General features: G+C 62.8%; 12 protein-coding genes. 7 read left to right on the plus strand and 5 right to left on the minus strand.

Annotated features, from left to right (window positions below):
- Positions 1–58 precede the first annotated feature (58 nt).
- From folD to LB519_RS31065, 3 genes are all read left to right on the plus strand, one after another.
- On the plus strand, positions 59–958 hold the full coding sequence (folD, locus tag LB519_RS31055; RefSeq protein WP_013530231.1) for a bifunctional methylenetetrahydrofolate dehydrogenase/methenyltetrahydrofolate cyclohydrolase FolD: 900 nt from the start codon (positions 59–61) through the stop codon (positions 956–958).
- Positions 959–1014: 56 nt separating this feature from the next.
- Positions 1015–1977: a GlxA family transcriptional regulator gene (locus LB519_RS31060; RefSeq protein WP_013530232.1), complete on the plus strand. Its 963-nt coding sequence runs from the start codon at positions 1015–1017 to the stop codon at positions 1975–1977.
- A gap of 372 nt (positions 1978–2349) precedes the next feature.
- Complete coding sequence (locus LB519_RS31065) at positions 2350–4014, plus strand: vWA domain-containing protein (protein ID WP_224621940.1); 1665 nt, start codon at positions 2350–2352, stop codon at positions 4012–4014.
- Positions 4015–4082: 68 nt separating this feature from the next.
- Here the strand turns inward: LB519_RS31065 and edd are convergent, their stop codons facing one another.
- From edd to zwf, 3 genes are all read right to left on the minus strand, one after another.
- Positions 4083–5906 carry a phosphogluconate dehydratase gene (gene edd / locus LB519_RS31070; RefSeq protein ID WP_064994595.1) on the minus strand — a complete coding sequence of 608 codons (1824 nt, stop codon included), beginning with the start codon at positions 5904–5906 and terminating at the stop codon, positions 4083–4085.
- A gap of 72 nt (positions 5907–5978) precedes the next feature.
- Entirely contained in the window at positions 5979–6695 is a 717-nt protein-coding gene (gene pgl / locus LB519_RS31075) for a 6-phosphogluconolactonase (protein WP_224621941.1), read from the minus strand.
- The gene (gene zwf / locus LB519_RS31080; RefSeq protein WP_013530236.1) at positions 6677–8146 is read right to left on the minus strand and encodes a glucose-6-phosphate dehydrogenase; all 1470 of its coding nucleotides are present in this window, start codon (positions 8144–8146) and stop codon (positions 6677–6679) included. The genes pgl and zwf overlap by 19 nt, the downstream gene beginning before the upstream one ends.
- Positions 8147–8461: 315 nt before the next feature.
- On the opposite strand from zwf, the gene LB519_RS31085 reads away from it, so the two are divergent.
- The 4 genes from LB519_RS31085 to LB519_RS31100 all read left to right on the plus strand — a co-directional run bounded on the left by LB519_RS31085 (position 8462) and on the right by LB519_RS31100 (position 11732).
- Positions 8462–9208 carry an SDR family oxidoreductase gene (locus LB519_RS31085; RefSeq protein WP_224621942.1) on the plus strand — a complete coding sequence of 249 codons (747 nt, stop codon included), beginning with the start codon at positions 8462–8464 and terminating at the stop codon, positions 9206–9208.
- Positions 9209–9866: 658 nt separating this feature from the next.
- Positions 9867–10421 carry an RHS repeat domain-containing protein gene (locus tag LB519_RS31090; RefSeq protein WP_224621945.1) on the plus strand — a complete coding sequence of 185 codons (555 nt, stop codon included), beginning with the start codon at positions 9867–9869 and terminating at the stop codon, positions 10419–10421.
- Positions 10422–10491: 70 nt separating this feature from the next.
- Positions 10492–10815 (plus strand): hypothetical protein, encoded by a 324-nt coding sequence (locus LB519_RS31095; RefSeq protein WP_224621943.1) that lies wholly within the window; start codon positions 10492–10494, stop codon positions 10813–10815.
- Between the two features lie 62 nt (positions 10816–10877).
- Positions 10878–11732, plus strand: a complete 855-nt coding sequence (locus tag LB519_RS31100; RefSeq protein ID WP_224621944.1) for a general secretion pathway protein GspK — start codon at positions 10878–10880, stop codon at positions 11730–11732.
- A gap of 3 nt (positions 11733–11735) precedes the next feature.
- Here LB519_RS31100 and LB519_RS31105 read toward each other — a convergent pair whose 3' ends face one another.
- On the minus strand, positions 11736–12587 hold the full coding sequence (locus LB519_RS31105) for an SH3 domain-containing protein (RefSeq protein WP_027162286.1): 852 nt from the start codon (positions 12585–12587) through the stop codon (positions 11736–11738).
- Between the two features lie 262 nt (positions 12588–12849).
- Positions 12850–14136, minus strand: a complete 1287-nt coding sequence (locus tag LB519_RS31110; protein WP_064994596.1) for an NAD(P)/FAD-dependent oxidoreductase — start codon at positions 14134–14136, stop codon at positions 12850–12852.
- Positions 14137–14180: the final 44 nt, after the last annotated feature.

Below are 14180 nucleotides of genomic sequence, written 5' to 3' on the forward strand. Positions count from 1 at the left end.
AACCGCGCGGGGCTTCCGGACGCGACGCGCTTGGGCATTCTGGTGTTGAGGGTGGTCCATGGCTGAAGTGATTGATGGCAAGAGCGTTGCCGGGGACGTTGTGGGGACGGTCAAGACCCTGACGGCTGAACTTGTCGCCAAGGGCAAGGCCAAGCCCGGTCTTGCCGTGGTCATCGTCGGCGAGGATCCGGCCAGCCAGGTCTATGTCGCGTCCAAGTCGCGCACCGCCAAGGAATGCGGCTTTCATTCCGTCCAGCATACGCTGCCGGCCGAAACCTCCGAAGAGGCATTGCTGAAGATCATCGGCGACCTCAACGCCGATCCGGCCATCAATGGCATTCTCGTGCAGCTTCCGCTGCCGGCCCACATTGACGCCGGCAAGATCATCCAGACCATAGCGCCGGAAAAGGATGTCGACGGCTTCCACTTCATCAATGTCGGCAAGCTCGGCACCGGTGAACTCGAGACAGCCTTCGTGCCTTGCACGCCGGCCGGCTCGATGCTTCTGATCGAGCGGGTGCGCGGCAAGGACCTGTCCGGCCTCAACGCCGTCGTCGTCGGCCGCTCCAACATCGTCGGCAAGCCGATGGCCAACCTGCTGCTTGCCGCCAACTGCACCGTCACCATCGCCCACAGCCGCACCAGGGACCTGCCGGCCTTGGCCCGCACCGCCGATATCCTTGTCGCGGCCGTCGGCAGGCCGGAGATGATCAGGGGTGATTGGGTGAAGCCAGGCGCCACCGTCATCGATGTCGGCATCAACCGCATCCCGGCGCCGGAAAAGGGCGAGGGCAAGTCCCGCCTCGTCGGCGATGTCGCCTATGCCGAAGCGGCCAGGGCCGCCAGCGCCATCACACCGGTGCCCGGCGGTGTCGGCCCCATGACCATTGCCATGCTGATGGCCAATACGTTAGCCTCCGCCTACCTTGCGGCCGGATTGAAACGGCCGTCCTTCTGACCCGCCAGAAAGCTGCAGCTTTGCCGAACCCCAGTGTTCCCTCAGAACGGCCGGTCATGACTGACCCCGTTCAAGGCGGCCGGCAGTTCGCATTCCTGCTGGTAGACAAGTTCTCCATGTTCTCGCTGGCTGCCGCGATCGATACGTTCCGGTCGGCGAACCGGTTGCTTGGCCGCGACTTCTACGGTTGGACCACGGTGTCGGCCGATGGCGATCCGGTGATGGCTTCCAATGGCCTGCCGCTCAAGATCGACTACGCCGTTGCCGACCTGCCGCCGGTCGATATCCTTTTCGTCTCGGTCGGGCTGACGACCGAATTCCCCGGCAAGAGCAAGGTGCTGGCGGCTTTGCGAAGCTGGGGCCGGCGCGGCAATGCGCTGGGTGCCCTGTCGGTCGGGTCCTACCTGCTGGCCGAGGCCGGCCAGCTCGAAGGCTATCGCTGCACCATCCATTGGGAAAACCGTGCCGGCTTCGTCGAGCGATTCCCCGACATCAACTGCACCGGCAACGTCTTCGAGATCGATCGCAAGCGCTACACCTGTGCCGGCGGCACCACTTCGATCGACCTGATGCTGGAGATCGTGCGCGGCGATTTCGGCTCGAACCTGGCCAATGGCGTCGCCAACCAGTTCCAGCACGAACGCATCCGCTCGGCCGGCGACCGTCAGCGCGTCGGACCCGAACGCGACCTGACCGGCAAGTCGGAGAAGCTCAGGCGCATCGTCGAACTGATGGCCGACCACCTCGACGAGCCGCTGTCGGCGGTACAGCTGGCCAAATCCGCCGGCCTTTCGGTGCGCCAGGTCGAGCGCCTGTTCCTGCGCCATCTCAGCGTCACGCCCGGCCGTTACTATATGCGATTGCGGCTGGAGCGGGCGCGCGAACTGCTGCGCCAGACCAACATGCCGATCCTCGACGTGGCGATCGCGACGGGCTTCACCTCGCATTCCTACTTCGCCCAGAGCTATCGGCTGCAATTCGGCAGGCCGCCCTCGGAAGAACGCCGCACGACTTACTGAACTTCGCTTCCGTTGAAAAGTTGGCATTCGGCCCCGGCGCATCGGGCCAGGGCAGCGAATTGGGGTTACGGGTTCTTTCGGAGCCTTCGCCGCGCGTAGGCTGACGGGTGCATCAAACGAAAAACCCGCCTATTGCGGCGGGTCACCGGCGCAAATCAGCACCATAGCCAAATATGTACCTTAGCTGAGGTCATGGTGTCAAGAAAAAATTCCTATTACCGGGGAAAAGGGTGCCGACACCGCCGAACTGGCTGTCGTCAGGACTTTTGTTAAGCTGGGTCCGCAGCCCTGCGCACCGGCGCCCGGACTTGTGTCCCGGCGCCGCGTCAAATAGCTTGCCGCCCGGATCAGGGGCGGATTTAGGAGATTTCGATGGCGGGACTTGCACGGGGCGTCGCTGCGGCGATCCTCCTTTTGTCGATGACGACGTTCGGCTTCGCCGCAAACAAGGTCATCATCATTCTCGATGCCTCCGGCTCGATGTGGGCGCAGATCGACGGTAAGCCCAAGCTCGAAATCGCCCGCGAGTCGCTTCGAACCGTGCTTCAATCGGTCCCCATCGACGACGAGATCGGCTTCATGGCCTATGGCCACCGTGAAAAGGGCAGCTGCGACGACATCCAGCTGATCGTGCCGCCGCAGGCAGGTTCGGGCAGCGCCATTTCGGCCGCCGCCGACAGCCTGAAATTCCTCGGCAAGACGCCGCTGACGGCGGCGGTCAAACAGGCGGCCGAGGCGCTGAAATACACCGAGGACAAGGCGACCGTCGTGCTCATCACCGACGGGCTCGAAACATGCGGCGGCGACCCCTGCGCGCTTGGCAAGGAGCTCGAGGCATCCGGCGTCGACTTCACCGCCGATGTCGTCGGCTTCGGCCTGACCGCCGACGAGGGCAAGCAGATCGCCTGCCTCGCCGACAACACCGGCGGCAAATACATCCAGGCCTCCGACGAGAAGGCGCTGCAGGAGGCGCTTGCCGAGACCGTGGCAGCACCAGCGCCGGCTCCTGAACCGGCTCCCGCGCCAGCCCCGGCACCCGCGCCCGAGCCGGCCAAACCGGACTTCAATTTCCAGCCGATAGCGGTGCTTGCCGAGGGCGGCGATCCCGTCACTGACGGCAACGCCTGGGAGATCTACAAGGCGAAACCCGACGGTACGCGCGGCGACTACGTCAGCACCGAATACGGCGCCTACAAGGCCAATCTGGAACCGGGCGACTATATCGTCGTGGCCAGCGACGGCCAGGCCAAGACCGAGCAGAAAGTCAAGATCGAGGCGGGCCAAGTCTACGAGCCTCTCTTCAACTTGAATGCCGGCACGCTCATCATCCATCCGCGACCGAGCGAGGGGGCAGATGTCGTCGATGGCGCGGCTATCGTCATCGATTATCCGGGTGCTGACATGCCCGCCACCTTCTATGGGACCACGAAAGCCGTGTTGCCGGCCGGCGACGAGAAAGTGACGGTCACGATCGGGCAGGGCGTGGCTACCGAAACGATTCCGCTGGCTGCCGGCAAGACCGTGGAAAAGGACATGATTGTCGGTGTCGGCCATGTCGTTGCCAATGCTTATTATGCTGCCGGCGGCGACAAGGCGGACGGTTCAGGCATCGGCTTCAAGGTGCTCAAGGCAAAAAAGAAGATCGATGGAACCAGGGACGAGGTGACCTATGCCTACGGACCCGACAGCAAATTCGATCTGCCGGCCGATGACTATGTCTTGATTGCGACGGTTGATCTCGCCGTTGTCGAGCAGCCGTTCACCGTCAAGGTCGGCGAATTTCAGGATCTGAAAATCGCAATGAATGCCGGCGTGCTGGCGATCACCGCGCCGGGAGCCTCGAAGATCGAGATTTTCGAGGCCAAAAAGGACATCAACGGCAACCGCAAGTCGCTTGGCTATGCATTCGACCAGAAGTACCAGGCAGCGATCCCGGCGGGCGACTATGCCGTCGTCTCGGAGAAATCCGACAACAGTTCGAAAGAAGGCAACGTGACGGTCAAAGCCGGCGAGCGAGCTGAGCTAACCGTGCAATAGAATCGTATGCACAACCGCAAGAGGGCGGCCAAGTGCCGCCCCTTTTCATGGGTTGCGCAGAACTGCCGTCAGGCCGTGCCGAAGGCGCTGGCGCCATGATCGGCGCGGCCGACCAGTTGCCGGAAGCCGGCAAACAGCTCGCGGCCGAACCCGAACTCGTTGCCGATGAGATCGGCATCCGCCGTCCGGCGCAGCGCGAAATCGCCGGCCGGCACCAGCACTTCCAGCGTGCCGGCATCGGCGTCGAGCCGGATGATGTCGCCTTCATGGATCCTGGCGATAGGACCCTCCTCGACCGCTTCCGGTGTGACATGGATCGCTGCCGGCACCTTGCCGGAGGCGCCCGACATGCGTCCGTCGGTGACCAGCGCCACGCGCTGGCCGCGGTCCTGCAGGATGCCGAGCACGGTGGTCAGCTTGTGCAGTTCCGGCATGCCGTTGGCCTTCGGCCCCTGGAAGCGGATGACGGCGATGAAATCGCCGGTCAGCGTGCCTGCCTTGAACGCATCGTTCAGCCCTTGCTGGCTGTCGAAGACCCTGGCCGGCGCCTCGATGATACGCCGCTCCGGCTTCACCGCGGAAGTCTTGATGACGGCGTGGCCGAGATTGCCTGACAGCACCTTCAGGCCGCCGGTCGCCTGGAACGCTTTGTTGAAAGGCGCCAGCACCTTTTCGTCGCCGCTTGTCCGCGGCGAGGCTTCGCGCACCACGCCTCCGTCGGCGCCGAGCTTTGCCTCGACCGCATAGGGCCGCAGGCCTTCGCCCCACACCGTCTGCACATCCTCATGCAGGATGCCTTCGTCGAGCAGTTCGCGGATCAGGAAGCCGAGCCCGCCGGCGGCGTGGAAATGGTTCACGTCGGCGAGGCCGTTCGGATAGACCCGCGCCAGCAGCGGCACCGCTTCCGACAGGTCGGAAATATCCTGCCATGTGATGGCGATGCCGGCCGCCGCCGCCATGGCGATCAGGTGGATGGTGTGATTGGTCGAGCCGCCGGTGGCATGCAGGCCGACGACGCCGTTGACGATCGAGCGCTCGTCGATCATCCGCCCGACGGGCGTATAGGCGTTGCCAAGCGCGGTAATCGCCAGCGCCCGCTTGGTCGCCTCGCGGGTCAAAGCCTCGCGCAGCGGCGTGCCTGGATTGACGAAGGACGCGCCCGGCGTGTGCAGGCCCATGATCTCCATCAGCATCTGGTTGGAATTCGCCGTGCCGTAGAAGGTGCAGGTGCCCGGTCCATGGTAAGATTTGGACTCGGCCTCCAGCAGTTCGGCGCGTCCGGCCTTGCCCTCGGCGTAGAGCTGGCGGACCTTGGCCTTTTCGTCATTGGGCAGGCCTGATGTCATCGGTCCGGCCGGAATGAACACCGCCGGCAGATGGCCGAAGGTGAGGGCGGCGATCACCAGCCCCGGCACGATCTTGTCACAGACGCCGAGATAGACGGCGGCGTCGAACATGTTGTGCGACAGGCCGATCGCGGCGGCCATGGCGATGACATCGCGCGAAAACAGCGACAGCTCCATGCCGGGCTGGCCCTGGGTGACGCCGTCGCACATCGCCGGCACGCCGCCTGCCACCTGGGCGATGCCGCCGGCTTCGCGGGCTGCATCCTTGATCAGCGCGGGGAAGCTCTCGAACGGCTGATGCGCCGACAGCATGTCGTTATAGGAGGTGATGATGCCGAGGTTCGGCACCTTGTCGGCGCCCAGCGCGAGCTTTTCCGAGGGGCTGCACACCGCAAAGCCGTGAGCGAGATTGCCGCACGACAAAACGGCCCGGTTGGCGGTGCGGTTCGACGCCTCGGCGATGCGGCCGAGATAACGCTCGCGGCCGGGCTTAGAGCGCTGGCGGATGCGTTCGGTAATGGCTTCGATGTCGCGTCTGGCGGTCATGGTGTCGGTCCTTTCAGGCGAGGTCCCGGAAACATCCTCCCGCCGTTTGCCGGGACCGGTGTAAATCGAGAATCAGGGTGCCCAGAAAACCTCTACGGGCTTTTGCGCTGCGTCGAGCACGGCGCGGATTGGCTTTCGCGGCCCGGGCGCCACCGCGCCGTCGAAGGCGATACGCTTGTCCTCACCCTCGATGTGCAGCGCGATGAAGCCGGCTTCGACGATGCGGGCCAGCGACAGGGTCAGCCGCGGCTCGCCCGCACTTGCCGCATGAACCGGCAGCACGATCCTGTCGGAAGACGGGTCGAGCAGTGTTGCCAGGTCGGCGGCATCGGGAAAGAACGAGGCGGTGTGGCCGTCCGGCCCCATGCCGAGCACGACGACATCGAGCGGCCAGGGCAAGGACCGGAGCGCTGCATCGTCGGACGAGGCCGCATCCTCGATGCTGGTGGCTTCGTGATAGAGCGGCACGAAACGAGCCGCCTTGGCCGCGTTCTGCAACAGATTGGCGGCCACCAGCCCGGCATTGGAGCGTGGCGAGGAGGCCGGCACGAAACGCTCGTCGACCAGCGTCACGATCACCTTGTCCCAGGCGATGGGTATCGCTGAAAGGGCGGCGAAGAATTTTGCCGGCGTGGTGCCGCCGGAGACGGCGAGCAACCCCGTGCCGCGCTCGGCGATCGCCTTGGTCAGTCTGCCTGCAACATGGCCGGCCAGGGCTGCCGCCAGTTCCTGGCGCCCGGTGAAGCCGTTCCAGCTATAGGCGGCGCCGTTCAATTGCTCTCGTGCCATGTCCGCCCGTCACGTTCGATCAGCGCTATCGAGGCCGATGGGCCCCAGGTGCCCGCCGTATAGCCCTGCGCCTCCTGCCTGGCACTTTCCCAGGCATTCTGGATCGGGTCGATCCATTTCCACGCCGCCTCGACTTCGTCACGGCGCATGAACAGGGTCTGGTTGCCACGGATGACGTCCATGATCAGCCGCTCATAGGCGTCCGGTGCGCGGCCGTCGAAGGACTGCGCGAAACTCATGTCGAGCGAAATCTGGCGCAGCCGCATGCCGCCCGGGCCCGGATCCTTGATCATGATGAACTGCTTGACGCCTTCGTCCGGCTGCAGCCGGATGACAAGCTGGTTGGCGAAGATCGGTCCGGCGCTGTCGCCGAAGATCGAATGCGGAATCGGCTTGAATTCGATGACGATTTCCGAAACCCGCGTCGCCAGCCGTTTGCCGGTACGCAGATAGAACGGAACGCCCGACCAGCGCCAATTGCCGATCTCGGCCTTGATGGCGACGAAGGTCTCGGTGTTGCTGTCCTTGCCGAGTTCCTCGACATAGCCTTTCACCGGTCCGCCGGCCGAAGCCCCGGCGCGATACTGCCCGCGCACGGTGTGCTTCGGCGCTTCGTTGCCGTTGATGCGCTTCAGTGCCCGCAGCACCTTCAGCTTTTCGTCGCGAACGGCGTCGGCATCCATCGACGACGGCGCTTCCATGGCGACGAGGCACAAGAGCTGCAGCATATGGTTCTGCACCATGTCGCGCAGCGCGCCGGCCTTGTCGTAATAGGTGACGCGGTCCTCCAGGCCGACGGTCTCGGCCACGGTGATCTGGACATGGTCGATATGGGCTGAATTCCACAACGGTTCGTAGAGCGCGTTGGCAAAGCGCAGCGCCATCAGGTTCTGCACCGTCTCCTTGCCGAGATAATGGTCGATGCGGAAGATCTGGCTTTCGTGGAAGTCGTCGCCGACCAGGTCGTTGAGCTTGCGTGCCGAATCGAGATCGCGGCCGATCGGCTTTTCCAGCACGATGCGCGAGTTCGGCGTGATCAGATTGTGCTCTTTCAGCTTGTGCGAGATGTCGCCGAACAGCGCCGGCGCCACCGCCAGGTAGAAGGCGCGGATGCGGTCGCTGTCGCCGATCGCCTTCTTGAGCTTGTCGAAGCCGGCGCCGCTCGTCGCATCGGCGGAGACGTAGGACAGCCGCGCCAGAAAGGTCTTCAGTTCCTTGGCGTCGATGTCGGCCGGTTTGACGTGGTCCGAGATCGCCTGCTTGGCGAAGGCCTGGAATTCTTCGTCGCTCATCTTCGAGCGCGAGGTGCCGATGATGCGTGTCGGCTCCGAAAACTGATGGTCGCGCTGGCGATAATAGAGCGACGGCAGAAGCTTGCGCTCCGACAGATCGCCGGTGCCGCCGAAAATGATGAAGTCGAAAGGATCGACGGGGATGATCTGGCTGGTCATGGTCTGTCCGCTCTGACGCCGGTCGCTGTGACGCGGCTGATATAATCTAATCGATTTAAATTTTCCAGTGCCATGGTGTCACATCTGGGTGTATGCGCCTGCCCCTTGACAGTCCGATGACCCGGAGGCTTGTCGACAGGCGCGGCACCGGAAGCCTTCGCAGTTGCAGCATAGAGCGGGATCGACGCGAAAGCCAAAGGAGAAATCGGCGATGGCCGCACATCTTTCGAGCAATCCGGCCAGAAGCCACGGGTTCGCGCGGATGTGCGCTATCGGCGCGCCGGTTGATCGTCATCAATCATGAGCGGGAAAAACATGCGTCTGGAAAACAAGGTTGCCGTCATCACCGGTGCTGCGTCCGGTTTTGGCGAGGGCATCGCCAGGCGCTTTGCGCAGGAGGGTGCCAGGGTCGTTGTCGCCGATATCAACGCCAGGGGCGCTGAGCGCGTCGCCGGCGGGATCGGCGAAGCGGCGATCTGGACCCAGACCGATGTCTCGCTGCGCTCCGAATTCGACGAGATGATCTATGCCGCCAAAAGCGCCTTCGGCCGCATCGACATCATGGTCAACAATGCCGGCTACACCCATCGCAACGGCGACATGCTCAATGTCGACGAGGAGACCTTCGACCTGATAACCGCCGTCAACATGAAGGCGATCTATCACGCGGCACTCGCCGTGGTGCCGATCATGGAGCGGCAGGGCGGCGGCGTCATCCTGACCACGGCCTCCACCGCGGGTCTGCGGCCGCGCCCCGGGCTCACCTGGTACAATGCGTCGAAAGGCTGGGCGATCACCGCCACCAAATCGATGGCGGTGGAACTGGCGCCGAAGAACATCCGCGTCAACTGCCTCTGCCCGGTTGCCGGCGAGACCGGCATGCTGGAGAAATTCATGGGCGCCGACACACCCGAGATCCGCGAGAAGTTCCGCGCATCGATCCCGCTCGGCCGGCTCTCGACGCCGCTCGACATCGCCAACGCCGCACTCTGGCTGGCCTCGGACGAAGCCGCCTTCATCACCGGCGTGGCGCTGGAGGTCGACGGCGGCCGCTGCATCTGAACGCCTGGGCAGCAGGCCAGGATCTCATCCGCTGCAATACCAGGACAAGCGCAATCTCACGGCAATCGAGGATCAGCTCAACCCCGCCAACAATGAGACCTACACCTATACCGCCAACGGCTTCATCGAGAATGCCGACGGGCCGTGGGGAAGCCTGACCTATACGATCGACGGCGTCGGCAACATCACCCAGCGCGCGGTCACCATCGGCGGCGTCACCTCTATCGATACCTACAGCCTGCAGGCCGGCTCCAACCGGCTGACCGGCATTCTCACCGGCGGCGCACCGAGCCGCGGCTTCCAGTCGGATTTCGCCGGCAACATCACGCAGGACGCGACCGTCTCGCCGGCGCTGACAAAGACCTACAGCTACAATGCCGCCGGCCAGCTTTCGGCGGCCACCGTGAACAGTACGGCGGCAGGCAGCTACATCTACGATTATCTGTCGCGGCTGGTGTCTCGCACCATCGCGGCCTCGTCCACCTTGCATATGGTGCACGACCTCGACGGCAATGTGATCGCCGAATACGATGCGTCCGGCGCGCTGATCACCGAATACGTCTGGGTCGAAGGCAGGCCGCTGGCGATGGTCGCCGACGCCGGCACGACGCCGGTACTCTATTACGTGCTGACCGACCAGCTCAAGCGGCCGGTCATGATGACCGACCAGGGTCGCAATGTCGTCTGGCAGGCGAGCTATCTGCCCTTCGGCGAGGTACGTAGCATCAGCGGCACCGCGACGCTCAACCAACGCTTCCCCGGCCAGTGGTTCCAGATGGAAACGGGGCTGGCCTACAATTGGCACCGCCATTATGATGCTTCCATCGGGCGCTATCTGCAGCCCGATCCGCTCGGTATGCCGAATGGGCCGTCAAGGTGGGCGTATGTCGGCAACAGCCCGCTGATGAAGGTGGATCCGAGCGGGTTGTATTGGGTTCCAGGTCCAGGAGGGAATCGATGGTGGTGTTGGGGTGGCAATCCCTTGGACTGCGTTTTACGTCCCCCCCCGCAGCCAGGGCCACAATCTTGCCCGATGTCGTCGGAACGGCGTACGACGCCTCCGCCTCCGCCGCCAGCTGGGCCGCCGGATGACGACCCTTGTGAGGAACAGCTTGCCGCTGATGAGGCGCAGTGCCAATTGCTATCCTCGGGCGTGGTGGCGGGCGCACAACCAAAGCTGGTAGAAATTGGTATGCAGCTTGTATGGCAATAGCCAGTGAAAGATATGCCGCTTGTAGGGCAGGGAAACCCTTGCCGCCGTTTCCAATATGGAAAATGTAGCTATGAAATTTCTATTTCGGGAGAGGCTGGAAGTTTTGAACTCAGATGATTTATTTGAGTTTGGAATAACAAAAATCAATAAAAATAAAAGCGAAGAAGATTTATATGAAACAGAGGCAATCTTCATAAGAAACGGGAAAGTAACATCAAGAATAAAGTTGAATGGATTGAGTGAGTTTAAGGTTATAATGAGCTCGTTATCCTATTTTGGGTCAAAATTAAGGGGAATAGCAAAAGATGAATCGATTACTTTTGATTTTGATGGATTAACATTTGACCAATATATACCAATAAACAAAAATTTAAGATTGATTTGGGATGAATGATTTAAAGAAAGAGAAACAACGATTGTAGGGTGACAGCACACTTTTATTCTCGATGGTGGACTGTGGTCGAAGAAAATCCCCGTGATTCATCGGCCTCTTGCGAGTGCCAATCCGCCGGCTTCGCCCTCGTCGCTGTCCTTGTCTTCCTCCTCATCGTCTCCGCCATCACCTCGACCTTTGCCTTGACCGCCTGGACGCGGCTCAAGATCGCTTCGAATGAGACCGAAAGCCAGCGGTTCGGCCTGCTCGCCGAAGGCCTGACCAACGTGCTGGCCGCGCGCCTGTCGAGCGCCGGGCCGGACATCGGGTTGCCGCTCAATTTCGAGCCAGTCTCCTGCGTGGTCGGCAATCTGACCGTCGTGACGCGGCTGCAGGGGCATTCGGGCCTGATCGATCTTAACGCCGCCGATCACACTCTGCTTGTCCAGGGTTTCGCCTCGCTCGGTGTCGATCCGGAGATGTCCAACTGGCTTGCGATCGCGGTCGAATATTCGCGCAGCGGCGCCAGCATCTTTGCCGCGGTGGCCACGCAAAAGGTCGAAGTCGTGGGTGGTTTCAAGCATGCACCGTTCGAATCCGTCGCTGAGCTGCAGGACTTTTCCAGGCTGCGCTCGATCTCCTTGCCTGATCTCTACAGCACATTCACGGTCAATTCGCGGCGCGGCGATCTGGTCGTAAGTCGAGCCGGCCCCACGCTGGCCAACTTCGTCAAGGCCGGAACATCGGCAGGTGCAAAGATACCCGAGCAGGCCTTCACGATCGAGGTTTCCGTCAGCCGGCGAGGGTCGGCAATCGTCGGTTCCGCCGGCTATGTCTTCGAAAGCCGTTCGGGCGATCAAGCAAGCCTGCTCCGCACTGCAGCGGTTTTGGGAACGATAGGCGCCAAGACAAGGGGCGTGCCTCACCCAAGGCGGTAGACGTCAGGCGCCGGTCTTGATGTAGCTCTTGTAGATCCAGCCGGTCTTGCCGTTGTAGGTGATCTGGCACCATTTCTTGCAGCTCATCACCTGCACCGAGGTTTTGGCTGGCACCGTACCGATGGCGGCGGCATTTTTCTTCGGGCCGCTTCGCATGGTCACGGCCCTCAGGATGCGTCCTGTTCCGGCGGCTGCGGCTTTCCTTGGCTTCGCCTTGGCCTGGCTGTCATCACCTTCTGCCGCTGGCTCTTGAGCCGGCACTTGCGGTTGCACCTCGGGAATGGCGGCGGTTTGTGCGCCGTCGGGATGGTTGCCCGCGGTTGCGCCGGGCGCGGCTACCTTGGCAAGTTCGGTGGCGGCATCGGTATCGGCTGCCGGCTGCGCGAATGCCGCCGTTTGCTTGTCGGGTGCCTTGTCCGCCACCTGGCTGGGAGCAGTCGAATCGGACGCGGATGCGGCCTTCAGCTGGGAACCGGTCCAGCGCGGGTCATTGGCGGCGAGTGCGGGAATGTTGTCTTGCGCGGCCGCCACAGTTGTTGGAATTGCGTCGGACTTGCGCGCCTGCGGTACGGCTGCCGCAGCGACCGCGGCCCCAACCGGGGTTATTTTCGTCGTCTTCACCGGAACCGTTGGAATGGTCTGTTCGGGGCTCGCTGCCGCTTGCCTGTCGCTGGCCGGCAGCGCCAGCCACAGCGCCACGGCGGCGACCCCAAGCAGTGCGGCGGTGCCGATCGCGGCGATCACCAGATGCGAGTTCGAGCGGACTTCCTGCCAGAAGGAAGGCCGCATGTCGTATCCGAACTGCATGGCAAAGCGCCGACGTTCCGGCGTACCGAAACTGAAGGGCTCTCTCACTCTTGCCACCTCCATAAGCGGGCCGACGTTCTTTCGATCGGTGCCGGAAGTCCGGCGTCTGATCCGCATCGGTCCCAAAAACAACGCGGGCAGGCCCGCAACAATCCCCGAACAATCGCCCAGAACCGGCAGCTTTCGCCTGCGATTGTGGCATCAGTACGCCAACATAGGGGATTCTGCGCCTTTGCGGGAAATTGCGCAATGCGTCGCACGGGCAACAAATGTTACAACAAATATTACAATATTACATCAGGCCGGCCGGCTAGATCCTGTCGCGCAGCGCAAACCAGTTGAGCGCCAGGAACAGCAGCGGCGTACGGAAACGCCGGCCGCCAGGGAAAGGCGGGATTTTCAGATCCTCGATCAGCTTCAGCCGGTCGCGGTTGCCGGCAACGGTTTCGGCATAGAGTTTGCCGAAGTAGTTCGACAGCATGACACCGTGGCCGGAATAGCCGCCGGCCGAGATCACATTGGGCATCACTTCGCGCACGAAAGGCTTTCTTGGCACCGTGATGCCGACATAGCCGCCCCAGCCATGCGTGATCTCGACATCCCCGAGCGCCGGATAGAGTTCCGCGATCTGGCGGCGGATGTGGATGTGGATATCCCGGGGATCGTTGACGCCATAGACCTCGCGTCCGCCAAACAGCAGCCGTCCGTCCTTCGACCTGCGGAAATAGCGCACGACGAAGCGGGAATCGTCGACCGCCTCGCCGCCCGGCAAAACGTTCGAGTCCGCTCCCAGAGGCACCGTCGCGCCGATGAAGGAACCGATCGGCATGACGTGCGCGGCACTCACCGGCTCGAGCGTGCCGCCATAGGCGTTGACCGCGATCAGGCATTTCTGCGCCGTCACCGTACCTCTCGGTGTCGAAACCTTGACCTTGCCGCCACTGGACATGATGCCGGTTGATTGAGTCCCCTCGAACAGCTGCGCGCCTGCAAGCGCTGCCACCCGCGCCGTGCCGATCACCAGCTTCATCGGATGGATGTGCCCTGTGCCGGTGTCGCGCGTGCCGCCGAAATAGGCGGTCGAGCCCAGCCGCTCCGCCGTCTCCCTGGCATCCATGAACGAGATATGCGGGTAGGAAAAACGGCTCGCCATGATCTCGGCATGCGCCTTGTAGTCATCGACATAGCGCGGCTTGTGCGCCACCGAGAGCTGGCCCGGCATATAGTCGATATCGATCTGGTTGGCGGCAGTGAATTCGAGGAGATGCGCCTTCGCCTCTTCGGCAAGATCAAACAGAGCCTTGGCGCGGGACAAGCCGTACTCGGCTTCCAGGTCCTCGGCCCAGGCGCGCTGGCCGGTGCCAAGTTGGCCACCATTGCGCCCGGAGGCGCCATCACCGAAGCGATACGCCTCGATCAAAACGACATTGGCGCCCGCCCTGGCCAGATGCGCTGCCGCCGACAGGCCGGTAAAGCCGCCGCCGATGACAACGACGTCGCATGTCCGGTCGCCATCCAGCGCCGGGTATTCAGGCCGCGGGCCGGCCGTGTCCTCATACCAGGAACGGCCGGGGGAGATCGGGGATTGGTAGGGCATGATGCTCGCAGGGAGTAGGGGAGTAGGGGAGTAGGGGAGTAGGG

It is taken from the genome of Mesorhizobium sp. AD1-1 (genome assembly GCF_020164655.1).
Classification (GTDB): Bacteria; Pseudomonadota; Alphaproteobacteria; order Rhizobiales; family Rhizobiaceae; genus Mesorhizobium; species Mesorhizobium ciceri.